Here is a 25,358-nt window from a genome sequence, read left to right on the forward strand (position 1 = left end):
GTGAGTGCAAAGAAAGTAGACTTTCAATTTGCCGAACGCAGCTTATTTTATGCAAAGGTAGTAAAAAGTTAAGAAGTAATAGTCGGCGAGTGGATAGTTTTTTGTAAATTTGCGAAGTGATATCAAAAAATAAGATAAAGCTTATCCGTTCTCTTGAGACGAAAAAAGGCAGAGAGAAAGTAGGATTATTTGTAGCAGAAGGACCCAAAGTTGTCAATGATTTGCTACACGAAGGGTTTGTGGCTGATGAGATTTTAGAAGATATTGAAGATATCAAAAAGGTTTCTTTTCTCCAACATCCACAGCCTGTTTTGGGTGTTTTCAAAATGCCAGAAGAAGATAGTAAAGTAACAAATGATTACTTAAGTCTATTTAATAAATACATTGATAATCAACTTGTATTAGCCCTTGATGGCGTGCAAGACCCTGGTAATCTTGGTACAATCATTCGAATTGCAGATTGGTTTGGAATTGAAAACATTTTCAGTTCGTATGAGACAGCTGACTGCTGGAACCCAAAGGTTGTGCAGGCAACGATGGGAAGTATTGCAAGAGTAAAGCTTCATTACTTAAACTTGAATGAGTTGATAGACTATCTCCCTGTTGACTACCCTATCTATGCCACGCTTTTGGATGGTAATAACATCTATAGTCAAGAACTCTCTCGTCACGGAATGATTGTAATGGGAAATGAGGGAAATGGTATATCTTCCCAGCTTAGAACAAAGATTAACCGAAAACTTCTGATTCCAAACTATCCTCCAGAGCGTGAAACGGCAGAGTCTTTGAATGTTGCTATCGCAACATCTATCGTTTGTGCTGAGTTCAGAAGACGATAAAAGGCTCTTATTCTTGAAATAATTAACTACCAACCTACAAAGAAACATAATATGATAAACTTACAAAATCTAATTAGAACAAATATTAGAGAACTCATCTCTTGCGCTGAAACAAAAGCTGAAGAGAATGTAAGGGATTCTCAACATATTATGCTTGATGCTAATGAAAATCCATATAACAAACCTTTTAACCGCTATCCTTTTGACGATCAGATAGAGTTGAAGGAAGAACTTGCCAAACTAAAAGGTGTTAGAACTAAGGAGATTTTCTTAAGCAATGGCTCTACAGAAGCGATAGACATGTGCTATCGTATCTTCTGTCAGCCAAAGGTTGATAACGTTGTTGCGATAGAGCCGACCTGTGAACTATACAGACGTTACGCATACTTGAATGATATAGAATATCGTTCTACACTTTTAGATGATGATTTTCAGTTAAATGCAGCAGAACTTCTCAAGGCTTGTGACAAGCATACAAAGTTAGTATGGCTTTGCTCTCCTAATACGCCAAGCGGCAATTTGCTGAATGTTGAAGAAGTTGAGAAGGTATTGAAAGGATTTGATGGTATTGTTGTTATTGATGAGGCTTATGCTGATTTCACACGTCTGCAAACCTTTCGAGAGCGTTTGTCAGAATTCCCTAATATGATAGTGCTCAACACTTTCTCTAAGGCATGGGCAAGTGCTGCTATCCGTTTAGGTGTAGTTTATGCACAAGAAGCTATTATAAGTATCTTCAACAAGGTGAGTAGTCCTTACCATATCAGTCAACTGACACAAGAACAAGGACTTGATGCTCTTAAGCATCGCTATGATATTGAAGATTGGATAAAGATACTCTTGTTAGAGCGGAAACGTATGATTCTTGCCTTCGAGAGTTTAGCTTGTTGTGAGAAAGTCTATCCATCGAATGCCAATTTCTTCTTAGCAAAGATGAAAGATGCACAAAGTGTGTATGACTATCTGTGTGAAAAAGGTATCCATGTTAGGGAATGCTCTAACATTTCGTTATGCGGTAATTGCTTACGTATAACAATTGGTTCCAAGGCTGAAAACGCAGAAATCCTTGGATTACTTAGATGTTATAAGCCAACAAAATAGTCTTAAAGTCTATAAGTTGATGTTGCTTTATTACAGCATCAACTTATAGATAATCAAATACTTTTGTTTAGTATTATACGATAAGACGTCTTCGTATAAGTAATTTAGCAATGTCTTGTTTATTTCATGGTGACTATAAGATATGGCTCTAATGCCTTTTTAGGATAGTGTGGAGGCTCAGCACCAATGGTGCGGATGGTTAACACCAATGGTGCGGATGGTTAATAAATACGTGGACCAAAGATAGTCGTACCCACACGAACCATTGTTGAGCGACATTCCACGGCTATATCATAGTCATGACTCATACCCCATGAACGCTCTTTGAATTCAGGGTCATCAGCAAAATACTTTGCCTTCAATTCGTCAAAGAGGTCGGCTGCCAACATCATCTCCTTTTTAATCTGATTGCGGTCATCTACATTTGATGCCATCATCATTAAACCTGAGATGTGTACATTCTTAAGTTCCTTCCATTCACCGCCTTCCAATAGCTCACGACAAGCATCAGGAGTGAAGCCATACTTTGTTTCCTCTTCTGCAATATGGAGTTCAAGAAGAACGTTGATGATACGGTTGAACTTCGCAGCTTGCTTATTGATTTCCTTTAAAAGCTTCAAAGAGTCAACAGCTTCAACTATAGAGATATAGGGAGCAATATATTTCACTTTATTGGTTTGTAGATGACCAATAAAGTGCCATTCTATATCCTTTGGGAGTGTTTCAACCTTACGAGATAGTTCCTGCACCTGACTCTCGCCAAAGATGCGCTGCCCTTCACGATAAGCCACTTCCAAATATTCGTTAGGGTGAAACTTACTGATGGCAACCAACTTCACACCATCAGGAAGATTCCCAAGCACTTCGTGTAAATTATTTGCTACATCATACATAACTGTAAGTTTCTTTCTTGTCTATTAATTAATTTACTTCTCGAATTCTGGCTTATCGTTTTTCTTCCCAGCACGATGTTCAAAGACATCCATAACCTTTGTTTCAGTGATAGCTGCAATCTCGTAATCGATCATAGTAGAACCCATCACCTCGTCTACATGCTTAACAGCACCGCTTACAGAATGTGCCTGAACAAGATATGTTACTGAAGTACGCTTTTCCTTATCTGTCTTTTCATCCAATGTTATGAAAGAAAGCTTTGCCTTAAACCACTTGTCGTCAGTATCAATATCGCTAAAGAAAATCTCACCGAATGGTGCTGGGGAAATGGCTTTTACGTCAAACTCACCGCTAACATAGTGTGACATTTCCTCTGTGATAAACTCCTCAGCCTCAGAGAAACTGAATGCATCAACCACATACTGTTCAATGACTTTCTTGTTCTGACCATCTTCCATGGTCTTGTCATATCTAACTCGTGTCTCAAACCAAGTGCTTGTTCTACTTCTCATAATTATTCTTTAAGTTTTAAGCCCTGCTTTTCAGCTATCAAATAAAGACAAAATGAAGAGCAATAGGCGGTTTTATAGGTGTGCAAAAGTAGTAAAAAATCTGCGTTAATCAGCTAAAAGTGCGGTTAAAATAAAAAAAATGTCTATCTTTGCATCATAGTAAAGAATATAAGAGCAGATATCTTCTACTCTCATTCATTATCGGGAGAATAAATAAAGTCATTATGCCGGAAATATCAGTTCGTGGACTTGAAATGCCGGAGTCACCTATTAGAAAACTGGCTCCACTTGCCGTTGCAGCAAAGAAACGTGGTATTAAAGTTTACCATTTGAATATCGGTCAACCTGATCTTCCAACACCGCAATGCGGACTGGACGCTCTGAAGAAGATTGATCGTAAACTTTTAGAGTACTCACCATCTCAAGGCTATCTTTCTTATAGAGAAAAACTCTGTGACTTTTACGAGAAGTTCAACATAAACGTCACACCAGACGATATCATCATTACTGCTGGTGGTTCTGAAGCCGTGCTGTATTCTTTTATGGCATGTCTAAATCCTGGAGATGAAATCATCGTTCCAGAGCCTGCATATGCTAATTATATGGCATTTGCTATATCAGCTGGTGCAAAGATAAAGACGATTGCAACCTCTATAGAAGAAGGATTTGCACTGCCTAAGGTTGAGAAGTTTGAGGAACTTATCAACGAGAAGACACGTGCTATCATGATATGTAATCCAAACAACCCTACTGGTTATCTGTATACAAGAAGGGAGATGAATCAGATTCGTGACCTCGTTAAGAAGTACGATCTTTATCTCTTCTCGGATGAGGTTTATCGTGAGTATATCTATACAGGCTCGCCTTATATCTCTGCAATGCACTTACAGGGAATTGAGAATAATACGGTTCTTATTGATTCTGTGTCAAAGCGTTACAGTGAGTGTGGTATTCGTATTGGTGCATTGATAACAAAGAATGAAGAGATACGTAAGGCTGTAATGAAGTTCTGTCAGGCACGTCTCTCTCCCCCACTGATTGGTCAGATTGTTGCTGAAGCAAGTCTTGATGCACCTGCTTCTTACTATCGTGATGTCTATGATGAGTATGTGGAGCGTCGTAAATGTCTTATTGACGGACTGAATCGCATTCCAGGCGTTTACTCTCCTATCCCTATGGGAGCCTTTTATACTGTAGCTAAACTCCCTGTTGACGACTCAGATAAGTTCTGTCGTTGGTGTTTGGAGGAGTTTAATTATGAAGGTGAAACGATAATGATGGCTCCAGCCAGTGGCTTCTATACAACGCCAGGTGCTGGACATAACCAAGTTCGTATTGCTTACGTACTTAAACGTGAAGATTTACAGCGTGCTTTGATTGTTCTTCAAAAAGCTTTGGAGGCATATCCAGGACGTGTAGATGAAGAGTAAAGTCTGTTTATAATTCACAATTCATAGTTCATAATTCATAATTATGATTACTGATATTTGTTTTCGTTAATCCCTTTCTCAATTTTATTTAGGAGAGTATTATAGGTTGACGATAGGCAAATAACTGTAAGCAAGGAATAAAAATAAGCTTGTATAATTAATATATTGAAATAGAATATACTCATACAGAATGAAGGTAATCATAATTATGAATTATGAATTTTGAATTCTGAATTAAAGAAGTAATCATAATTATGAATTATGGATTATGAATTATAAATTAAAATAATGAACTATCCGCTTTTTATTGCTCGTAAAATATATAACGGAGGAGACAAGACACGAAAGGTGTCGAAGCCTGCTATTACTATTGCTACTATTGGTGTAGCAATCGGTTTGGCTGTAATGATTGTGTCTGTATGTGTTGTATTGGGTTTTAAGCATACTATCCGTGATAAGATGGTGGGCTTTGGAAGTCATATAACTGTAGCCAACTTCCTTACATTGCAGGGCTCTGAGCAATATCCAATAGCAGTAAACGATTCACTTATAAAGGAACTCAAGGCGGTACCAGGTGTAAAGCATGTGCAGCGTTATGCGTATACACAGGGCATATTAAAGACCGATAATGATTTCTTAGGTGTTATGTTGAAAGGTGTTGGACCAGACTTTGATACTACCTTTATACATAATAATATGGTAGAGGGAAGTCTCCCCCATTTCTCTGCTACAGAGAATCAACAGAAGTTAGTTATCTCCAAAACGATTGCTGACAAACTTAACCTGAAGGTAGGACAACGTCTTTTTGCCTACTTTATTAACGATCAAGGTGTTCGAACACGTAAGTTTACTATCGCAGGTATCTATGAAACAAATATGAAGCAGTTTGATTCGCAGATTTGTTTCACTGATTTATATACAGCTAATAAGCTAAATGGATGGGAAGCAGACCAATGTAGCGGAGTGGAATTACTTGTTAATGACTTCTCACAACTAAATAATATAACTCTTCGCGTACTTAATAAAGTGAAGAATACGACTGACCATTACGGAGAAACTTACTCTGCAGAGAATATTATAGATCAAAATCCGCAGATATTCTCTTGGCTTGATTTAATGGACTTAAACGTATGGATTATTCTTGCACTTATGGTAGCGGTTGCTGGTGTTACGATGATATCAGGTCTATTGATTATCATTCTCGAACGTACTCAGATGATTGGTATTTTAAAGGCACTTGGTTCACGTAATCGTCAGATACGTCATATCTTCCTTTGGTTTGCTACCTTTATTATTGGTAGAGGTCTGCTTATTGGTAACCTTATTGGATTTGGTATTATCTTCTTGCAGAAGTGGACTGGACTTATAAAGCTCGATCCACAAACTTATTATGTAAGTACGGTACCAGTAGAAGTCAACCTTCCACTTATCATTGCTCTTAACCTCGCGACATTGTTGGTATGTGTTGCAGTTCTGATTGCACCAAGCTATCTTATAAGTCGCATTCATCCAGCTAAGTCAATGCACTACGAGTAATAACATTTATCCCCTTCAGAATGAAAGCTATGAAAAGGAATCGAGTGGTTATCTATATTTCTGTTGTTACGGAGATTATTTTGGTTGTACTCTGTGTTATTAAATATATCCCTGTATATAACATCTATATAGGAAAGCTGAGGGCTAAGGATCTAATTGAAAGATTAGAAACTTATAAAAAACAGCACGGAGAATATCCAGAAACTTTGAAGCCTATAGGCTTTCCAAAGGCTGAAATAGGTGAGTATGTGGAGTATAAAGGTACTTGTTATTATTATATAAGACAAAGTGAGTGTGACTTTGATTTGGAAATTGGAGGTGGCAAGGACTCCCCTACTTACTATTCACTTGCCGAAAAATGGGTTAGTGTCAACAGGGCTGAATTTATCAAACAGCTTACAGAACCACTTTATAAAAAATATCTATTAGCAGAGTCTTCAAATAAACTCACAACCTCAGTACGTAGCAACGTTACAAAAAGTGAGAAGGAAAACATTCCTTTCTTTAACTACACAACAGCAGACAGCATAATTTTTATTAAAAAGTTTTTTGACAAGAAACATATTGCTTCAAAGGGCTTTGCTTTAGTTGACGTTAAAACTAAAAGAATAAAGCCTATTGGATATTGGACTATATTTACTTACAACGGAAAGAGTTATCAAGTTTCTTATGACAAAGATTCATCTAAAGGACAAATTTTATCACGTCTTTACTTGCGGGCTATATGCGGTTACGAGTAAATTAGGTCTATTAACTATCTTATCTTTGATGGTATTTTCTTGTACGCTTAGAAAGCCAACTGAAGTGAAGAAGCATAGAACTGATATTAGCTTTATTAATAACCGAGATATTCATTTTGATATCTTGAAGGTGGCTTGCGATTCCTGTTTTCCTATTCACGATATTGGTTATCGTGTATGTGTCAAGTTATCCGCCGACGAGGATAGCCTTATAAGAACTATTAAGAAAGAACAATGGATGCAACTTTTGCAGAATTCGGCAACTGATTATGCAGCCAATGCCTTGTTATATTCCCTTTACAATCGTGATGCAATAGTTTTATTAGCCCATAGAGACATCGAAGATTGGAGGATGTCTATGAAGGAAGATGATATAAATTACTGGAAAGGTAATCTGCGGTTTTGTAAAGAAAATTATAAGATTGAAAAATAATTAAGGCTTACTTCGATTTGAATTAAGGTTTAATTGAGGTTCAAAAGGGCGTTAATTGAAGCCTTACTAACGCCCTTTAAGAGTCCTATTAAGCACCTTTTCTTATACAAGTTTGTAATCGTTTGATATGCTTTTAGTTACAAAGGTAATTGAAAATGCTATTTTCTTATCGTTTTAAGGTATAATATAAGAAAAGTATGTAAACTTTTTTCCAATCCTTGTTGTGGTAATTTTAGAGTAAAAATATTACTTATAAGTTTTATGTTGTAGCTTAGCACACGTCGTGCTATTGGTAAGCACCAATGGTGCGAACGGTAAACACGAATGGTGCGAGTGCTAAATACTTTATATAAAGTTAGCGCAGTGGAATCTTTTTAGGTATTAATTCCTATGATAGACACCTAAAGTTTATTGGGAGAAAACAGCTCTCCTTCTAAACCAACAATAGCGTCAATGCTTATCTTCTTTCTATCTTTCAATATAATGATACGCTCATTGGTACGAATAGCCTTAACAATGCCTGTAGTCGTAAGATAATGTCCACCTGCCTTACGTCCATCGGGCTGGAAAAAGGTAATAGAGATAGTTGGCTCTTCTTCTAAATGAGAGGAAAGAATTGAGAGCTTTCGGTCCATCAATTGACGGTCGTCTTCCATCATCTCAATCTTAGGACTTGTCTGTCGGGCAGTCTCTGCAATCGCTGCACCATAACCAGTGAGGGCAGCAAAAGGAGCAAATTGAGCAGCACGGTTATACAGACTCATCTGCGGATGCCGCTTTGAGACGTGACGAGGAAGGTGAATAATATCGTCGTAATTATCTGTCATGCTTTATGTCCTCCTATCTGTTTATTACGCTCCTTTGCCGTCGAACCTTCATCAAAGTTTAAACCACGAAGCAAAGAGTTCTTACCAAACTTGTTCTTGATATTAATAATGGTTTCTTGTATCTTTCGTTCACGTGCTAACGCTGCTTCTTCAATCTGCTTCTCTTTCTTTACAGCCTCATAATCGGTGAACATATCAAGCTCGACTGGCTTGGAGGCTCGCTGTCTCATCTGCTCCTCACTGATAACGTGATTGGTTGATATATTTAATCTTCTAACCAATAAGCGTTTATCAACAATCTCATCATAAAGTGCAAGGATAGCCTTTCCTATCAGTCGAGAGGAAGATGTAAAGCGGTGGAGATTGGCTGTTCCGTGAGCACTCTTAGGTACTTTTCGTCCGTACCAGTCTACAGAAACAGGACCAGTATAATCCTTTCCTGCAGGGGAAGTAAGGCTTTCACGGTCGTAACCAACATACAGAACAAGTTGGTCAGACACACAACGTTTCTCAACTAAGTCTAATGCAATAGCATCAGCCATCTCTTGTACGACAACCCTTGCCTTACGAAAACTATAAGCCTCTTGGAGAACTTGACCACTACTCATCGAACTATGCTCTGGTCGATAAGCCTTAACCATCTCCATCGTACAAGACTCCCACCCCCAAGCATGGTCGATAAGTAATTCGGCATTCACGCCAAAGAGCTTATAAAGTAGTTCCTCTTGATGGATAGAACAACGTGCAATCTTACCCATTGTGTCAATTCCATAGGAATAAAGACGCTGTGCAATGCCTCTTCCTACACGCCAAAAGTCGGTGAGTGGACGGTGGTCCCATAGTTTATCACGATAACTTTTCTCATCCAGTTCGGCAATACGTACACCATCTTTGTCGGCAGGTATGTGCTTTGCAACAATGTCCATCGCTACTTTACAAAGGTACATATTCGTTCCTATGCCTGCTGTTGCAGTGATACCAGTCTCACGTAAGACATCACGTATCATCTTCATTGCTAACTCGTGGGCAGTCATACGATAGCTGGAGAGGTAAGCTGTAGCATCGATAAAGACCTCATCAATGGAGTAAACATGTATGTCTTCTGGGGCAATATAGCGCAGGTAAATATTGTAAATCTTTGCGCTATGCTTGATATAATGCGACATACGGGGGATTGCCGTAAGATAATCAACAGCCCAATCAGGATGTTGTTCGAGTTCTTTCGCGTTGTATGATTTTCCTGTAAGTGCTTTTCCTGCTAAGAAACAACGTTCCTCATTAACCTCTCTCAAGCGTTGTATCACTTCAAAAAGACGTGCACGGCCAGGAATTCCGTGTGCCTTCAGAGATGGTGAGACGGCAAGACAAATAGTCTTTTCTGTTCTTCCTTTATCCGCTACAACCAAGTTGGTTGTCATTGGGTCAAGTCCACGCTCTACACATTCAACACTGGCATAGAACGATTTAAGGTCTATGGCAATGTAAGTCTTAGTAGATGGTTTTCTTGATGAAGACATTTTGAAGAAGGAATAAGTGTTTGAAAGTTTTATAGAATAGTATTACAGGAATCAAAAGACAACGAAAGAGAATTAGTGAAGTTAAGCATCAATTCTCCGTTACAGATAAATTAGAAGCGTATCTTACTTCACTAACTCTCTCTAAAATCCTTTTTTCAGCTTTTAATAGTCCTTTTCAGTGTATTGCTCATCCAGCAACACCTTTGAAGGAGATTTGCCTGAACGATAAGTATATCGGAAGTTGAAGCCAGCATCCTTATAACCTTTTGTGCCTGTATCAGCCTTCAAAGCATCACGCAAAGCTTTTCTTAACTCAGACTTCTTTGCGTTAACAGCCTGTTCGTTATCTGCATTTCCTACAAGTGAGTAATAGTAATGGATGGTTCGAGACGAAGGTTCAAAGACCATACTGTCCATTCTTGTGTCATTTACTACGGGTGTAGGACACTTCTTTTCTGTATATTCTTTACATTCTTGTGCTGCTCTGTCCTCCAGACTTTTATGACAAGCAGAAAGAGAAAGCAGCAGTACGCCTGCATAAAGTAAGTGTTTCATTCTCATTCAAGTTAATATTAATTTCGTAAGGGCTTTATGTAAAGATAACACTTTTTATCTTCACCCTAACCATATATCCGTTGCAAAGATAAGAAAAAATAGGCAATTTCTTATTTTAAGGTTCTTAATTCTCAATAATTATGACTATATTTGCACTTTGAAAATATAGACAAACTGATGAATCATATAAGAAATTTCTGCATTATTGCCCATATTGACCATGGTAAATCAACCTTGGCGGATCGTCTCCTTGAATATACTCAGACGATAAAGATTACTGGTGGACAGATGCTTGACGATATGGACTTGGAGCGTGAACGTGGTATTACTATCAAGAGTCATGCTATCCAGATGGAGTACACATTGGATAAGGAGAAATATATTCTTAATCTTATCGATACTCCGGGCCATGTAGACTTCTCGTATGAGGTGTCACGAAGCATTGCAGCGTGTGAAGGTGCATTGCTTATCGTTGATGCTACACAGGGAGTACAGGCTCAGACGATTTCTAACCTCTATATGGCTATTGATCATAACTTGGAAATTATCCCTGTTATCAACAAGATTGATATGCCAAATGCTATGCCTGAAGAGGTTGAAGACGAGATTGTTGACCTCATTGGTTGTGACCCAAAGGAGATCATTCGTGCCAGTGGAAAGACTGGTGAGGGTGTGCCAGACATACTTGAAGCAATCATTAAGCGTATCCCTTCACCAACAGGTGATACCAAAGCTCCGTTGCAGGCGCTTATTTTTGACTCTATCTTCAACTCTTTCCGTGGTATTATCACACTGTGTAAGGTTGAGAATGGTGTCATCAAGAAGGGTGATAAAGTTAAGTTTGTACAGACAGGAATGGAATACGCTGCTGATGAAGTGGGCGTATTGAAGATGGATATGATGCCTACCCAACAGCTCTCAACAGGAGAGGTGGGATACATCATCTCTGGTGTTAAGACTGCCACAGAGGTGAAGGTGGGTGATACTGTTACCCATATAGTCAATCCTTGTGAGAAAGCTATTGAAGGATTCCAAGAAGTAAAGCCTATGGTCTTTGCTGGTGTCTATCCTGTTGACCCAAATGATTACGAAGGATTGCGTTCTTCATTGGAGAAACTGCAGTTGAATGATGCCTCACTAACCTTCCAGCCAGAGAGTTCTCAGGCTTTGGGCTTTGGTTTCCGTTGTGGCTTCTTAGGTCTGCTTCACATGGAGATTATACAGGAACGTTTGGATCGTGAGTTCAACATGGATGTCATTACCACTGTGCCTAACGTAAGTTACATGGTGTATGACAAGCAAGGAAATGAAAAGGAGGTTCATAATCCATCTGGTCTACCGGATCAGACAATGATTGATCATATTGAAGAGCCTTATATTAAAGCCTCTATTATTACCTCCAGTGATTACATTGGTCCTATCATGACGCTTTGTCTTGATAAGCGAGGTGAACTCATTAGCCAGAACTATGTGAGTGGAAATCGTTTGGAACTCCTCTTCATGATTCCATTGGGTGAGATCGTGATAGACTTCTATGACAAACTGAAGAGTATTTCTAAAGGCTACGCTTCATTTGATTATCATATCGATTCTTACCGTCCTTCAAAGTTAGCTAAGCTTGATATTCTTTTGAATGGAGAGCCTGTTGATGCCCTATCAGCACTGACACATGAGAGTAATGCTATTGTTTTTGGTCGAAGAATATGTGAGAAGCTAAAAGACTTAATCCCACGTCAGCAGTTTGATATCGCTATTCAGGCTGCTATCGGAGCAAAGATTGTTGCCCGAGAGACCGTTAAGCAGGTACGTAAGGACGTTACAGCCAAGTGTTATGGTGGTGATATCAGCCGTAAGCGTAAACTTCTTGAGAAACAGAAGAAGGGTAAGAAGCGTATGAAACAGATTGGAAACGTACAGGTTCCACAGAAAGCATTCCTTGCAGTATTGAAGTTAGATTAATATCAAAGAGTTAAGAAAGGAAAGGAAAATGAAAGATTTGGTGAACGATTCAAGAGATATAGCACGTGAATTGGCACGTAAATATAGTACGATGACTCATGATGAGTTGGATGTACTTGAAAGTATCCTCGTACCAATGAAATTCGCAAAAGGACAGATGATTCTCAGTGAAGGTGAAATCTGCAAGCACGTTTATTATATAGAAAGAGGCCTAATTCGTCAATTCTATTTCAAAAACGGCAAGCAGATTACTGAACACTTAGGAGAGGACAGAAGTATCTTTATGTGTATTGAAAGTCTTTTCCGTGAGGAGCCAACCAAACTACAGGTTGAGGCTATAGAGCCAACATGGGTTTATGCGCTACCAAAACAGAAGTTGGAGCAGGTAGCTCTTCATAATGTTAATATTCAGATTCTCTATCGTAAGATCTTGGAAGAGAGTCTTATCACCTCACAGGTACATGCTGACCTTGTACGTTTTGAGACTGCACAAGCTCGTTATAAGAGAATGTGTAAGCTAAGTCCACAGGTTATCTTGCGTGCACCGCTGGTTTATATTGCCAGCTATCTGCAGATGACACCAGAAACATTAAGCCGTGTTCGTTCGTCAACATTGCTTGATGATTAATGCGTTTTAATACTTATCAAGCGTTATAAGCAGTTAGAGGAGTTAAATAATTACCTATTATTCGTATTGAAAAGCGAATGATAAAAGTAAAAGTAATTATTTAACTCCTCTAATTATTTTCCTTGAATAGCTCTTAATAGTATGTAGAGGGCATTAATTGCAACTCTATGATACCAATGTAACCACCCTATCCTACTTCCCTAACTCTCCCACATAGTGGATAATTCTCCCTTCACTTGTCACACCTTCAATTATAATACGATAGTTTGAACGATATTCTGCAGGTAAAAGTAGACGGAAAGAACTACCACGTAATGAAGGTAACCACACTGGAGTATGTGCGTTAGGAGTGTAACTTTGTGGAATTTGATAGCCTAATGTTGTAAAAGTCTTCGTATTTGTTAGTGGTACAGAAGCCGCTTTGAAATCCCCTTTCTTCGTTGTTATAGAGATAACACCCATACCACCAATCGCTCCCCAAATAACAGTTGAGCCGCCCTTAAAGACATCTACTCTCTCAACATCGGACATCTGGATGTTGTCTAAATCGTAATCATCATTGACAAATATCCCATCTATGGCAATAGCGGCTGGTCTTTTTCCATCTACAGCCGTACCTCCACGTACATAGCATTTCCCCAATTCAACCGTAACACTCGGTACTCTACGCAATAATTCATGCAAACAAGTTGCACCAATACTCTCTATATCACGTAGACCAAAGGAGAAGTCAGCAGTTCGTGCATAAGCATCAGAACGAGAAGAATAGGTAGGTTGATGACTGAAGATATTCACTTCTTCCATCTGTATACCCCCTTTCGGCAATTCTAATGTTGTATCTACGCGTGTAGTATCATTACTCGTCCATTCAAACGGCGGAAGTTGACCTTTATAAGCAGGGAACTCCTCTTCATCTAATAGCAGTTTTACCCACGATTTTCCAGCTTTTGTAAAGGCATTAAGAACATACTGTGTACCTTCAGGAAAATCTATTCCTTCAAATGAAAAACGACCTTGTGCATCGGTTTTAGTAACAGCATAAAAGCCTTTATCGGGTGAAATAAGATTTACAATACCTTCTTTTATAGCTTTATGCCCTACCAATGTCTCAATTCGTCCACTTATCACAGCAGACTTTTCGATACCAATCTTTCCCTTCTTACATTCCCCTCTGATTACATCTGCCATTCGATACCGATTCCAACTGCAGCTGTCAAGCAATTGTTCTGATTGATTATCAGAAAGAACAGATGTTGGCTCTTCTGGACAATCTGCCACATCCATATCGTATAATAAATGAGAAAGGATGTTTGAGTGTCCTGTTAAATCGTTAGTTCCAGCATATTCCACACGTAGAGAAACATCCATTGTCTCTCCCTCTCGTAAGCTATCAGCCTTAATAATACAAGGTGTTTGCTTATCATTTGATTTCTCTGCTGCTGTCCATTTTACAGAAATCGGACACTGTTCTTTCTCTGGATATAAGAATTTCAGTTTCTCTACAACCGTTTTTAAGTTAGAATCCAAGAGCTGGAAAGAATAAATACCTCCTTGAGAAAGACTATCATAACTCAGAATAATATCTCTTCCTTGGCTTATTTTTCCAAAGAAAAGAGGGATTGAACGACAGTGAACAAATAGTCTATAGCTACTATTTAAGCTATCTGATGGATTGTTAATACTTACTTTAATATTCTTGTTTAATTCATTGATAGATAGTTTTATTTTCGAATTATTATTGATAATATTTGTAGCGCCCCCATACTTAAAAGGTAATAGCTTTCCATGACCACCAATAAAGATACTTTTAAGACTCTCATAGCGACTGAGGTTCAACATATTCTTCGTATAACTACGTAATAAATAACGTCCTTTCACCACTCCTTCAGGAATGTCAATATGACCAACAAAACCTTGATCGCTTCGTATTAGACGTACTCGTTTCACTACGAGACGTTCTGGATTAAGAAGTTCTACGTATACATAACGGCTCACACTATCCGCCTGATGAACTACTGCATTCACTAAGAAGACACGCAAGTTAATACGTTGTCCTGCTTGATAACTATCTGCATCGGTAAATACGTAGGTCTTCTCTTGCGGGAATAGCTGTACCTGCCGTAGGATACGACTCAGTAACACATTGTTAGTCTGAGCATACAATGATGTTTGAAAGCATGTTAGAAATATTATGAATAGTAGTTTTCTCATATAGATAGACCTCAGTGAATGAGTTTATGTAATAGACTTTCAGCAATAAAGATAATCTTCCGTAGAATCATATGCAAACTTACACAAAAATATTAAATAATAGGTTCAAAAATAGAAAAACCATACATTAACATTGAAAAACTTGTATTCTTTGTCTGTTTAGGGTGTTATAATGTTTTTCAAACTACAAATTACTTATGTTTTAAACGTAAAGTGTAGTGGTGTTAACCATTAGCACCAATGGTGCGGGGCATCAGCACTATTGGTGCGGAGTATCAACACCACATGTGCGGAGCATTCATACTCTATGTGATAAGCTGTAATCTGTTAGTAGGAAATGGAAAGTTAGAACTCTTATAGAAGTTGTGATAAGGTGAATAAGCTACAAACAACTCATCTGCTTGAGCAATGTATTGTCGGGAAACAATAAAAACATTGATTCAGAAGACAATAGTATGAATAGAAATATTGCTGTCCGATAAAACCTCTATATACTGCAATATCCTCTCTCAATCCTGCTGAAATAGGCATGATTTGTTCTTATTTCAAATTCCAAGCCCCCCCACTAGAATAATGACAACTCTTCTGGTGGGGCTTTTACCTGGGTAATCAATCTATCCCAGTCTCTATGTGGCCGTTCAAAGAAACTCTGTATTGAGACATAACTCATAAGTAGAATTCTTATCATTGTTGCCAAGCCTGAGAAACTCCAAGGTCTCTTTATTTTGTTCTTCACTAGGGTTATAAGCAGATTGGCTATAAGTGTAATCCATATTTGTATTTTTATAGCGTTCGCACTCTCTCCATAGAAGTATCTTAGCGGGAAATTCTGTTTTATTTGTTTAAATAAGGTTTCTATTTGCCATCGTCTCTTATAGATAGCTATAATATCTTCTGCTGACATCTGAAAATCATTGGTCAGCAGAGATATGAATCTGATTTTCCCTTTCTTGGTCTTATCCTGATATGTGATTTTTCTTGCTTTATGGTAAATATCTTTTTCCTTTGTATGCTTATGGAAGAGAATGGTTTCTACGCGTACAGCTCCATAATCTGTAGTCATCTGGTAATCTGTATCAGCAATCCTTTCAAAGCTAAGATTATTTTTCATCTTAGTTACATATATAACGCCTCTTTGCGTCAGTTCAGAGAACTTTTCATAGTTTATATAGGCTCGGTCAAAAGCAATCAGGTCCTCATTGGCGTATCGTTCTGGGATAAGTGCAAACTGATCATGACTAGCTGCAGATGTGAACTTAATATCGCTTGGAACATTCTCATTGGCAAATATCTCTGTATGTACTTTTATTCCACCCTTCTTCTTACCAGTTTTGGGATTACGTCCTACACCTTTAAAGACCAAGTTAGAAAACAGACTTATTGTCGTAGAATCTATTATCTTTAGATTCTTCAGCCATTTAGGCTGTCCACAATTTCGGCTGTCCGAGTAAAGCTCATGGCGGTATTTCTCATATAGGTTCATATAGATCGAACCGAATATCTCGGAATCTCGGCGTTTATTTGCATCTGACAAGGTACTTCGACAAGGGAAATGCTTTAAACCAAGATGATTAAAGCGATTAACATTAGCAAAGAGAGAGGCTTTTATCTCACGCAGAGAGTCTAAACGCAGCATTACTGCATAAAGCATGACAACAAGATGATGCCATGCATCAAACTTCTTTATATAGTGTTCACCTCCCTGAGCTTGGCTCAGAGAGAGAATTTTATCACGATTAAAATAGTTTAACAGTTGAACATATAGTGGCTGTCCGATAAAATGTGTACTTTTGTTCATCTTATTTCATTGTTTTATTATGACAACTACAAAGGAAATAAGAAGGGCTGAATGTGCAAAACAATCAGCCCGTTTTTTTATTATTCTGAATTAAAAAGATATGAACGCAAAAAAAGTTTTATCGGACACCAATAGAATAGAAATAACAGTTAGATGTGGATTAATAATCAACTTAGCGTCAAAGGTTCTGCACTTATACTATCCATATTACAGAAACATTTTGTAAATTTGCAGTTCAATAGGCTGTTTCATATATTAGCAAAAAGGATTGTTGATTTAGTAATTTATCAGTGGAATCGATACTGATATTAAAGCCTACAAATAACACATTGAGAAGATGAAAGTAATGATATATCCCAAGAACTTTGAGCAAAAGATTGGTTTCACAGAGGTGCGCTCACTTCTGCGTGCACGCTGTTTGTCACCTTTAGGTAAGGAACGAGTTGATGCAATGAGTTTCTCAACCGATGCCGTACAGGTGAATACCTGGATGGAAGAGGTTAGAGAGTTTCGTAGAATACAAGAGGGACAAGACGACTTTCCTTTAGATAATTTCTTTGATGTACGTGAAAGTGTGGCACGAATCCGCTTGGAAGGAACTCACATGGAAGTGGAAGAACTCTTTGATTTGAAGCGTTCGTTAGAGACAATTATTGCTATTGTGAACTTTCTGAGCCGTGGAGAGGAGACGGAACAGGGCGAAATACGTCATTTCTATCCTGCTCTTTACAATCTTGCTGATGGTGTTGCAACCTTCCCTTTGCTTGTTCAGCGTATCTCACAGATTATCGATAAATTCGGTAAAATGCGTGACAATGCTTCTCCAGAACTACTTCAGATACGTCGTGAGTTGGCGCGCATCGAGGGAAGTATCTCACGTACGTTATATGGTATCTTGCGTGCTGCACAGGGTGAAGGACTTGTTGAGAAGGATGTCACACCTACATTGCGTGATGGTCGACTGGTTATCCCTGTTGCACCGGGTTTGAAACGTAAGATTTCGGGTATTGTACACGATGAAAGTGCTACGGGTAGGACGGTATATATTGAGCCTACTGAGGTTGTAGAGGCTAATAATAAGGTTCGCGAACTTGAGAATGAGGAGCGTAGAGAGATGATTCGAATTCTCACGGACTTTGCTAAGAAGGTACGTCCGAATGTGCGTGAGATTCTCGATTCATACAATCTTATGGCGGCAGTAGACTTTATTCGTGCAAAGGCTGAGCTGGCTCGACTCTTTAAGAGTTTTGAGCCACAGGTGGCAGAGGAGCCTCATATTGATTGGATTAGAGCTATTCATCCCCTACTTCAATTATCATTAGAAAGAAAGCATAATAATAAGTTAAATGCTTCATTATCTGTAGATAACAAAGAAATAGATAAAGTTTCTAATGAAGTTGATAACACACAATATTACGACACGGTATTAGAAGAAGAGAACGATACACGTAATGTTCCTTCAAGTGTTGTTCCTCTCGATATTCAACTCACAAAAGATAAGCATCTACTGATTATCTCTGGTCCGAATGCTGGTGGTAAATCTGTTTGTTTGAAAACTGTGGGTTTACTTCAGTATATGCTTCAGTGCGGTCTTTCGATTCCTGTTGGCGACCGCTCAACCACTGGCATTTTTACGGATATTATGATAGATATCGGTGATGAACAGAGTATTGAGAACGATCTTAGTACCTATTCTTCTCACTTGATGAATATGAAGGTGATGATGCGTCGTGCTTCAGAGTCTACGCTTATCCTCATTGATGAGTTTGGAACTGGTACGGAACCACAGATTGGTGGAGCAATTGCCGAGTCTGTTTTACGTCAGTTCTGGAAGAAGCATGCTTGGGCTGTGATAACAACCCACTATCAAAACCTTAAGCATTTTGCGGAAGAACATCCTGGTACAGTCAATGGTGCGATGCTCTATGACCGTCATGAAATGCGCCCACTCTTCCAGTTGGCTATCGGTAGACCCGGTAGTTCGTTTGCTATTGAGATTGCTCGAAAGACGGGAATACCAGAAGAAGTAATCCGTGATGCGTCAGAGATTGTTGGTTCTGATTATATTCAGAGTGATAAGTACTTACAGGATATTGTTCGAGATAAACGTTATTGGGAGAATAAGCGTCAAATCATTCACAGCCATGAGAAGGAATTGGAGAAAAGTATCGGTCAATATGAAAAGGATATTGCAGCGTTAGAACAAAGTCGTAAGGAGATTCTCAACCGTGCCAAGGCACAAGCTGAAGAGATTATCAAGGAGAGTAATCGACGTATAGAAAACGCTATTCGAGAAATCAGAGAGAAGCAGGCTGAGAAGGAAGAAACCAAGCGTATTCGTCAGGAATTGGCTGCTTATGAAGCAGGATTGACGGATGCAGGAAAGACAGATAAGAGTGATACGTCTAATAAGAAGAAACTTAAGAGTAGCGGACTACTCTCTGATGACGATTTCCAAAAGAAGGTTGACAAGATTAAGAGTCGTAAGGAACGCCACGAACAGCATCTGAAAGAAAAGGCAAGTAAACAGCAAGCAGCTGCTGAAGCATTGAAGAATGCCGTACGTAAACAGCAAGGAGGTGGACTCGTTATGGCTGGTGATTCTGTACGTATAAAGGGTCTAACGTCTGTTGGTAAGGTGGAATCTATTGAAGGAAAGCAGGCAACTGTAATCTTTGGTGGTATGAGAACAAAGATGGCTATTAGTCGTTTGGAGCATGTTGATGCGGAAACTATTCAGTCAGAACAGAAGCAATTTCAAGCTTATAACTATAGTCGTGAGACTCGTGAGACCATTGACAAGCATCGTAATCAGTTCCGACAAGAGTTGGATGTACGTGGTATGAGGGCTGATGAAGCCTTAAATCAGGTGCAATACTTTATAGATGATGCTATTCTTGTTGGGGCAAGTCAGGTGCGTATTCTTCATGGTAAAGGCAATGGTATACTTCGTCAGCTAATCCGACAGTATCTTGGCAGTGTTCCTAATGTTACAAACTATCGCGATGAACATGTACAGTTTGGCGGTGCAGGTATCACGGTTGTGGAACTATAAGTTAGTTGACAAGTTTACAAGTAAACAAGTTTACGAGTTATTTCTTTTATTAGGAGACAGATAAAGAATATAGGCAATAAATTGAAAGAGCAAGCGTTAGAATATTAATATGAACTACCTAAGGCTTTTACATATACTTAGCAAACAGCGACAGAATCTTCTGTTAGCTGTTGGTGTCACGTTGATGCTGACGTCATGCGGTATAGATAGAAATATTAAGAAAGGCGAAAAACACCTTTCCTTGGGCGAATATTATGACGCTGCGAACCAATTTAAAACAGCTTATCAACGTACTTCGCCTAAGGATAGACGCCAACGTGGAGAACTTTCTTTGAAGATGGCTGAGTGTTATGAGCGTATTTCGTCCTCTCAACGGGCAATATCAGCTTATAGAAATGTTATCCGCTATAAACTGGATAATGGTGAGACGCATAAGCGTTTGGCTGATAATCTAATGAAGGAAGGTAGCTATTCGGAGGCTGTTAAGGAGTATCGTATTGCGCTTGATTCAATCCCTAACAATCAATTGATAGCTCAAGAGCTTCAGGCTGCATCAATAGCTGCAAGCGTAAAAGAGCGTGGTTCAAAGTATATTGTGAAGCGTATGGACGTGTTTAACTCACGTCGACAGGATTATTCGCCAATGCTTTTTGGTGATAAATACGAACAGCTTTACTTTACTTCTACACGAAATGAAGCCAAAGGTGACGAATTGAGCGGTATTACTGGTGCAAAGGCTGGTGACATCTTTCTTAGTGAAAAGGATGATAAAGGCAAATGGAGTACACCGAAGGCTATAGAGTCTGCATTGAATACAGAGGCTGATGAGGGTACGCCTGCTTTCTCTGTCGATGGGAGGGAAATGTATATTACACAGTGTTTGACCGATCCAAGCAATCCTCGCTATGCTCAAATTTCAGTAAGTAATCGCTCTGATGCAGCTTGGGGAAAAGCTAATAAGTTGGAAATTAGTCGTGATACGCTATCAAGTTTTGCACATCCTGCTGTCTCACCAGATGGTAATTGGCTTTATTTTACCAGTGATATGCCTGGTGGAAAAGGTGGTCTTGATATCTGGCGTGTACGTCTGACAGGCGGTACAACGGGAGGTGTTGAGAACCTCGGAGAACCAATCAACACCCAAGGAGATGAAGAATTCCCTACATTCCGACCAAACGGTGACCTTTATTTCTCAAGTAATGGACATGGTGGTTTGGGTGGTCTTGATATCTTTATAGCTAAGGTTGGCAACGATCGTCGCTACCACTTGGAACATCCTGGATACCCTCTTAACTCACAAGGTGACGACTTTGGTATGACTTTCGAGGGCATTCATAATCGCGGTTTCTTCTCCTCAAACCGTGGTGATGGTCGAGGTTGGGATCATATCTATAGCTTTGAACTCCCTGAAATCATCCAGACTGTAAAGGGATGGGTCTATGAAATGGATGGTTATGAGTTGCCAGCAGCACAGATATTTATGGTTGGTGATGATGGAACTAACAAGAAGTTAGCTGTTAAAGGAGATGGTTCTTTCGAACAAGAGATAAAGCCTGGCGTTAATTATATCTTCCTTGCGACCTGCAATGGCTACTTAAATCATAAGGAAGAAATTAAGGTTGGGAATGTAGATGACTCTAAAGTATATACCCTTCAGTTTGCTTTACCAGGTATAAACGTACCTGTGTTGATAGATAATATCTTCTATGATTTTGATAAAGCGACGCTTCGACCAGAATCAGAGAAGGCTTTGGATGCTCTTGTCAATCTTCTCAAGGAGAATCCGAATGTAACAATAGAACTCTCGGCTCACACCGATTACCTTGGTTCTGCTGATTATAATAAACGCCTTTCACAACGACGTGCAGATGCCGTAGTGGCTTATCTCACTGCACATGGCATTGTTCGCGACCGTCTTACACCTGTTGGATATGGCAAAGAACGTCCAAAGAAGATTCGTAAGAAGGTTACAGAGAAGTACCCTTGGCTAAAGGAAAACGATGTACTCACTGAAGATTTCATCAAGAAACTCGATAAGGAGAAGCAAGAAATAGCCAATCAATTGAACCGCCGTACTGAGTTTACAGTGCTTCGAACCACATATGGTATGTTTGATGAGAAGGGAAACCTTAAGCAACAGCCAAAACCAAAGAAAAAAGAAAGTCTTGATGACGATGGAATGATTATCATTAACATTCCCTAAACATATGATAAAAGATAAGAGCCGACAATGTCAGGCAGCACAATCTCCTTGTTCTTTAGACCCAAATGGGCAAGAAGTAAGGACTATAGAAGAAGTTGAAGAAAGACTTCCTCTTGCCTTTACTGATTATACTCGTAGTCTTTTTGGTGATAACCTTTATCATACATTCCTAAAAGGATTGGGAGAAACAGCACCGGTGAGTATACGTCTTAATTCCTTTAAGTTGGCAGAAACGACTCATAAAGTTAATCCAGAATTGAATCCTCATCCTATTCCTTGGTGTAAGGAAGGCTATTGGTTGGATACAAGACCTAACTTTACGTTTGACCCACTACTTCATGCTGGGGCTTATTATGTGCAAGAAGCATCATCTATGTTTCTATCTCATGTGTTACAACACTTGGTAAAACAGCCTGTTATGGCACTCGATCTCTGTGCTGCACCAGGTGGTAAAACAACTTGCGCACGTACGTCCTTACCTGCAGGTTCCTTTCTTTTCTCTAACGAACCGATTGGAAAACGTGCACAAATATTAGCAGAGAACGTTCAAAAGTTTGGTCATGAGGGTGTCGCTGTTACGAACAATTACCCTCGTGATTACAAAAAAACAAAGCTTGGTTTTGATGTTATTATAGCCGATGTACCCTGCTCTGGTGAAGGAATGTTTCGTAAAGATCCACAATCAATAGAGGAATGGAGTCTACAGAATGTAGAGAACTGTTGGCAACTTCAGCGTAGTATTATTGCTGATATATGGGACAACTTAAAGCCTGGAGGTATTCTTATTTATTCAACTTGTACCTTTAATGCACATGAAGATGAAGAGAATATTGCGTGGATTCTCAACGAATATGATGCTGAGCTCCTCTCTGTGCCTACAGAAGAGGCATGGAATATAACAGGTTCACTCATTGATAACCCACTTAAAGACGGTCGGGAATTTCCAGTTTATCGCTTTATTCCTGGTAAGACCCGTGGAGAAGGTATCTTTATGGCTATCATTCGTAAGCATGGAGAGAACAAGACGTTTATCAATAAGACAACTATTGATGTTGATAAAGCAATCACAGAAGCTCGTAAACGTCTTCGTATTCTCTCGCATGGAGTAAAAGATGGAATGCAAAAAGGGAAGAATGTTATCCCTGACCATACGTTAGCACTCTCCTTTTCAACTGATAAATCGGCCTATCCTAATGTAGAGGTTGATTATCAAACAGCTATCGCTTATCTTCGTCATGAGGCTATTGTACTATCTTCTGATGCTCCACGTGGTATCGTTCTGCTTACTTATAAAGGCTATCCGATAGGCTTTGCAAAGAACCTCGGAAACCGTGCGAACAATCTTTATCCACAAGAATGGCGCATAAAGAGTACACATATACCAGACGAGCCTTTGGTTCTTTTATAATATAAATGCAGACAAGAAAAATCCAGAAAACAATATATCCCTATAATATCTTAGAAATAAACGAACAATTATGCAACAATATTTAAACCTCCTCAATCGCATCCTCACAGAAGGAACACAGAAAGGTGATAGAACCGGAACAGGAACTTTATCCATTTTTGGTCATCAAATGCGCTTTGACTTGCGCGATGGCTTTCCACTGTTGACAACTAAAAAGCTTCATCTGAAGAGTATTATTTATGAATTACTTTGGTTCTTACGTGGTGATACGAATGTGCGCTACCTACAAGAACATGGTGTAAGGATTTGGAATGAGTGGGCTGATGAGAACGGTGAGCTTGGTCCAGTCTATGGTCATCAGTGGCGTTCATGGCCTGATTACAAGGGAGGTACAATCGATCAAATTAAGAATGTGGTGGAGATGATTAAGCATAATCCTAACTCACGTCGTATGTTGGTCACAGCATGGAACCCTGCTGAGGTGGAAGATATGGCTCTCCCACCCTGCCACTGTCTCTTCCAATTCTATGTTGCAGATGGTAGATTATCGCTCCAACTCTATCAGCGTTCGGCAGATAGTTTCCTCGGTGTCCCTTTTAACATTGCATCATATGCTCTCCTTTTGCAAATGATTGCACAGGTTACGGGACTTGAAGCAGGTGAATTTATCCATACTACAGGTGACACACATCTCTATCTAAACCATCTTGAACAGGCTAAACTCCAGCTTACTCGTGAGCCACGTCCACTGCCAAAGATGAAGATTAATCCTGATGTAAAGGATATCTTTGATTTTAAGTATGAAGATTTTGAACTGATTGGTTACGATCCGTTGCCACACATTCCGGGAGTAGTTGCAGTGTAAAAGAAAGCCTCCCCCAACCCCTCCGAAAGGAGGGGAGTGCAAATAGAAAGTAGTTGGAGTATGAAAAATAATCAATTCTCTCAACTTCTAAAATAGTATATTAAATTAGTCAAGAACTTTAAATCCTTCACCAAATTGATTGCTAAATCAGTACTCCCCTCCTTTGGAGGGGTTGGGGGAGGTCCAAAAACACCATTATGGAAATAAATATCATTGCTGCAGTAGCAGCCAATCGTGCCATTGGTTATCAGAATGATATGGTCTATTTCATTAGAGAAGACCTTAAGCGTTTTAAGCAACTAACAACAGGACATACTGTTATCATGGGGCGTAAGACCTTCCATTCATTACCAAAAGGTGCTCTGCCTAATCGTAGAAACATTGTACTCAGTAGAACGGAAACAGACTTTCCTGGTTGCGATGTTTATTCTTCACTTGTAGAAGCGCTTAAACATATTGGGGCAGAAGAAAAGGCATTTATCATTGGTGGAGCCAGTCTTTATAAAGAGGCGCTTGCTATAGCAGACCATCTCTACCTTACAGAGATAGCTGCTACTCCTCCACAAGCAGATGTTTTCTTCCCAGAATATAATGATGGAACATGGGTTGTAGAATCACGTGAGGAACGTCCTGCTGCTGACGATAATCCTGCATACGCATTTGTAAACTATGTGAGGAAATAATCTTCACCCCAAACTTCTGTCCTCCAGAGAGGAGAATGACAAATATAGAGTTGTATAGTAACATAAATAAATATACAAGATAACTCATTTTTAAAAGCTCCTAACATAGGAGCTTTTTGTATAAAAGCTTATTTCTACTTTGCAATTTGTCAGATATTTTCCAT

The 25,358-nt window shown here is 39.1% G+C and carries 20 protein-coding genes; 13 read left to right on the forward strand and 7 right to left on the reverse strand.

Translation table 11 applies throughout. The annotated features are described in order from the left end of the window. Window positions 1–116: 116 nt before the first annotated feature. Together HMPREF0659_RS09015 and hisC are read left to right on the forward strand one after the other, a co-directional pair. Window positions 117–839, forward strand: a complete 723-nt coding sequence (locus HMPREF0659_RS09015; RefSeq protein WP_013265851.1) for an RNA methyltransferase — start codon at window positions 117–119, stop codon at window positions 837–839. A gap of 51 nt (window positions 840–890) precedes the next feature. Then, on the forward strand, window positions 891–1,940 hold the full coding sequence (hisC, locus tag HMPREF0659_RS09020) for a histidinol-phosphate transaminase (protein WP_013265096.1): 1,050 nt from the start codon (window positions 891–893) through the stop codon (window positions 1,938–1,940). 221 nt (window positions 1,941–2,161) lie between these two features. Here the strand turns inward: hisC and HMPREF0659_RS09025 are convergent, their stop codons facing one another. Beyond that, a complete protein-coding gene (locus HMPREF0659_RS09025) occupies window positions 2,162–2,833 on the reverse strand; it encodes a YggS family pyridoxal phosphate-dependent enzyme (protein ID WP_013265653.1) in 672 nt (223 codons plus the stop codon). Between the two features lie 33 nt (window positions 2,834–2,866). Next, window positions 2,867–3,346 carry a DUF4494 domain-containing protein gene (locus HMPREF0659_RS09030; protein ID WP_013265760.1) on the reverse strand — a complete coding sequence of 160 codons (480 nt, stop codon included), beginning with the start codon at window positions 3,344–3,346 and terminating at the stop codon, window positions 2,867–2,869. A 224-nt stretch (window positions 3,347–3,570) separates the two neighbouring features. Here HMPREF0659_RS09030 and HMPREF0659_RS09035 point away from each other — a divergent pair, with 224 nt between their 5' ends. The 4 genes from HMPREF0659_RS09035 (at window position 3,571) to HMPREF0659_RS09050 (ending at window position 7,485) form a co-directional block, all read left to right on the forward strand. Further along, window positions 3,571–4,776: a pyridoxal phosphate-dependent aminotransferase gene (locus tag HMPREF0659_RS09035; protein ID WP_013265132.1), complete on the forward strand. Its 1,206-nt coding sequence runs from the start codon at window positions 3,571–3,573 to the stop codon at window positions 4,774–4,776. Between the two features lie 288 nt (window positions 4,777–5,064). Continuing rightward, window positions 5,065–6,312 (forward strand): ABC transporter permease, encoded by a 1,248-nt coding sequence (locus HMPREF0659_RS09040; protein WP_013265912.1) that lies wholly within the window; start codon window positions 5,065–5,067, stop codon window positions 6,310–6,312. A gap of 29 nt (window positions 6,313–6,341) precedes the next feature. Next, the gene (locus tag HMPREF0659_RS09045; protein WP_146160290.1) at window positions 6,342–7,052 is read left to right on the forward strand and encodes a hypothetical protein; all 711 of its coding nucleotides are present in this window, start codon (window positions 6,342–6,344) and stop codon (window positions 7,050–7,052) included. Between the two features lie 64 nt (window positions 7,053–7,116). Then, window positions 7,117–7,485: a hypothetical protein gene (locus tag HMPREF0659_RS09050; protein ID WP_226893198.1), complete on the forward strand. Its 369-nt coding sequence runs from the start codon at window positions 7,117–7,119 to the stop codon at window positions 7,483–7,485. 401 nt (window positions 7,486–7,886) lie between these two features. Here HMPREF0659_RS09050 and HMPREF0659_RS09055 read toward each other — a convergent pair whose 3' ends face one another. The 3 genes from HMPREF0659_RS09055 to HMPREF0659_RS09065 form a co-directional block, all read right to left on the reverse strand. Further along, window positions 7,887–8,312: a YolD-like family protein gene (locus tag HMPREF0659_RS09055; protein WP_044046061.1), complete on the reverse strand. Its 426-nt coding sequence runs from the start codon at window positions 8,310–8,312 to the stop codon at window positions 7,887–7,889. Beyond that, window positions 8,309–9,829 (reverse strand): Y-family DNA polymerase, encoded by a 1,521-nt coding sequence (locus HMPREF0659_RS09060; protein WP_013265845.1) that lies wholly within the window; start codon window positions 9,827–9,829, stop codon window positions 8,309–8,311. Before HMPREF0659_RS09060 ends, HMPREF0659_RS09055 begins: the two co-directional genes overlap by 4 nt. A gap of 162 nt (window positions 9,830–9,991) precedes the next feature. Beyond that, window positions 9,992–10,390, reverse strand: a complete 399-nt coding sequence (locus HMPREF0659_RS09065) for a hypothetical protein (protein ID WP_013265094.1) — start codon at window positions 10,388–10,390, stop codon at window positions 9,992–9,994. A gap of 171 nt (window positions 10,391–10,561) precedes the next feature. Between HMPREF0659_RS09065 and lepA the strand changes: the two genes are divergently transcribed. After that, complete coding sequence (gene lepA / locus HMPREF0659_RS09070; RefSeq protein WP_013265463.1) at window positions 10,562–12,343, forward strand: translation elongation factor 4; 1,782 nt, start codon at window positions 10,562–10,564, stop codon at window positions 12,341–12,343. Between the two features lie 28 nt (window positions 12,344–12,371). Beyond that, the gene (locus HMPREF0659_RS09075) at window positions 12,372–12,971 is read left to right on the forward strand and encodes a Crp/Fnr family transcriptional regulator (RefSeq protein WP_013265218.1); all 600 of its coding nucleotides are present in this window, start codon (window positions 12,372–12,374) and stop codon (window positions 12,969–12,971) included. A 192-nt stretch (window positions 12,972–13,163) separates the two neighbouring features. Here the strand turns inward: HMPREF0659_RS09075 and HMPREF0659_RS09080 are convergent, their stop codons facing one another. Both HMPREF0659_RS09080 and HMPREF0659_RS09085 read right to left on the reverse strand, forming a co-directional pair. Then, entirely contained in the window at window positions 13,164–15,182 is a 2,019-nt protein-coding gene (locus HMPREF0659_RS09080; RefSeq protein WP_226893199.1) for a TonB-dependent receptor plug domain-containing protein, read from the reverse strand. Window positions 15,183–15,747: 565 nt separating this feature from the next. Then, window positions 15,748–16,980: an IS4 family transposase gene (locus HMPREF0659_RS09085; RefSeq protein WP_013264582.1), complete on the reverse strand. Its 1,233-nt coding sequence runs from the start codon at window positions 16,978–16,980 to the stop codon at window positions 15,748–15,750. A 346-nt stretch (window positions 16,981–17,326) separates the two neighbouring features. Here HMPREF0659_RS09085 and HMPREF0659_RS09090 point away from each other — a divergent pair, with 346 nt between their 5' ends. The 5 genes from HMPREF0659_RS09090 to HMPREF0659_RS09110 all read left to right on the forward strand — a co-directional run bounded on the left by HMPREF0659_RS09090 (window position 17,327) and on the right by HMPREF0659_RS09110 (window position 25,194). After that, on the forward strand, window positions 17,327–20,035 hold the full coding sequence (locus tag HMPREF0659_RS09090; RefSeq protein ID WP_044046186.1) for an endonuclease MutS2: 2,709 nt from the start codon (window positions 17,327–17,329) through the stop codon (window positions 20,033–20,035). A 109-nt stretch (window positions 20,036–20,144) separates the two neighbouring features. Beyond that, window positions 20,145–22,238 (forward strand): PorE family type IX secretion system protein, encoded by a 2,094-nt coding sequence (porE, locus tag HMPREF0659_RS09095; protein WP_044046062.1) that lies wholly within the window; start codon window positions 20,145–20,147, stop codon window positions 22,236–22,238. A 4-nt stretch (window positions 22,239–22,242) separates the two neighbouring features. After that, window positions 22,243–23,646, forward strand: coding sequence for a methyltransferase RsmF C-terminal domain-like protein (locus HMPREF0659_RS09100; protein ID WP_013265048.1), 1,404 nt, complete (start codon window positions 22,243–22,245; stop codon window positions 23,644–23,646). 70 nt (window positions 23,647–23,716) lie between these two features. Beyond that, entirely contained in the window at window positions 23,717–24,511 is a 795-nt protein-coding gene (locus tag HMPREF0659_RS09105) for a thymidylate synthase (protein ID WP_013265156.1), read from the forward strand. Between the two features lie 197 nt (window positions 24,512–24,708). Beyond that, window positions 24,709–25,194, forward strand: a complete 486-nt coding sequence (locus HMPREF0659_RS09110) for a dihydrofolate reductase (protein ID WP_013265857.1) — start codon at window positions 24,709–24,711, stop codon at window positions 25,192–25,194. The last annotated feature ends 164 nt before the right edge of the window (window positions 25,195–25,358 follow it).

It is taken from the genome of Prevotella melaninogenica ATCC 25845 (assembly GCF_000144405.1).
In the GTDB taxonomy this organism is placed as follows: domain Bacteria; phylum Bacteroidota; class Bacteroidia; order Bacteroidales; family Bacteroidaceae; genus Prevotella; species Prevotella melaninogenica.

Coding starts and splice junctions, on each gene's coding strand:
- hisC (WP_013265096.1), top strand. CDS start 891: ATGATAAACTTACAAAATCTAATTAGAACAAATATTAGAGAACTCATC.
- HMPREF0659_RS09025 (WP_013265653.1), bottom strand. CDS start 2,833: ATGTATGATGTAGCAAATAATTTACACGAAGTGCTTGGGAATCTTCCT.
- HMPREF0659_RS09030 (WP_013265760.1), bottom strand. CDS start 3,346: ATGAGAAGTAGAACAAGCACTTGGTTTGAGACACGAGTTAGATATGAC.
- HMPREF0659_RS09035 (WP_013265132.1), top strand. CDS start 3,571: ATGCCGGAAATATCAGTTCGTGGACTTGAAATGCCGGAGTCACCTATT.
- HMPREF0659_RS09040 (WP_013265912.1), top strand. CDS start 5,065: ATGAACTATCCGCTTTTTATTGCTCGTAAAATATATAACGGAGGAGAC.
- HMPREF0659_RS09045 (WP_146160290.1), top strand. CDS start 6,342: ATGAAAAGGAATCGAGTGGTTATCTATATTTCTGTTGTTACGGAGATT.
- HMPREF0659_RS09055 (WP_044046061.1), bottom strand. CDS start 8,312: ATGACAGATAATTACGACGATATTATTCACCTTCCTCGTCACGTCTCA.
- HMPREF0659_RS09060 (WP_013265845.1), bottom strand. CDS start 9,829: ATGTCTTCATCAAGAAAACCATCTACTAAGACTTACATTGCCATAGAC.
- HMPREF0659_RS09065 (WP_013265094.1), bottom strand. CDS start 10,390: ATGAGAATGAAACACTTACTTTATGCAGGCGTACTGCTGCTTTCTCTT.
- lepA (WP_013265463.1), top strand. CDS start 10,562: ATGAATCATATAAGAAATTTCTGCATTATTGCCCATATTGACCATGGT.
- HMPREF0659_RS09075 (WP_013265218.1), top strand. CDS start 12,372: ATGAAAGATTTGGTGAACGATTCAAGAGATATAGCACGTGAATTGGCA.
- HMPREF0659_RS09080 (WP_226893199.1), bottom strand. CDS start 15,182: ATGAGAAAACTACTATTCATAATATTTCTAACATGCTTTCAAACATCA.
- HMPREF0659_RS09085 (WP_013264582.1), bottom strand. CDS start 16,980: ATGAACAAAAGTACACATTTTATCGGACAGCCACTATATGTTCAACTG.
- HMPREF0659_RS09090 (WP_044046186.1), top strand. CDS start 17,327: ATGATATATCCCAAGAACTTTGAGCAAAAGATTGGTTTCACAGAGGTG.
- porE (WP_044046062.1), top strand. CDS start 20,145: ATGAACTACCTAAGGCTTTTACATATACTTAGCAAACAGCGACAGAAT.
- HMPREF0659_RS09100 (WP_013265048.1), top strand. CDS start 22,243: ATGATAAAAGATAAGAGCCGACAATGTCAGGCAGCACAATCTCCTTGT.
- HMPREF0659_RS09105 (WP_013265156.1), top strand. CDS start 23,717: ATGCAACAATATTTAAACCTCCTCAATCGCATCCTCACAGAAGGAACA.
- HMPREF0659_RS09110 (WP_013265857.1), top strand. CDS start 24,709: ATGGAAATAAATATCATTGCTGCAGTAGCAGCCAATCGTGCCATTGGT.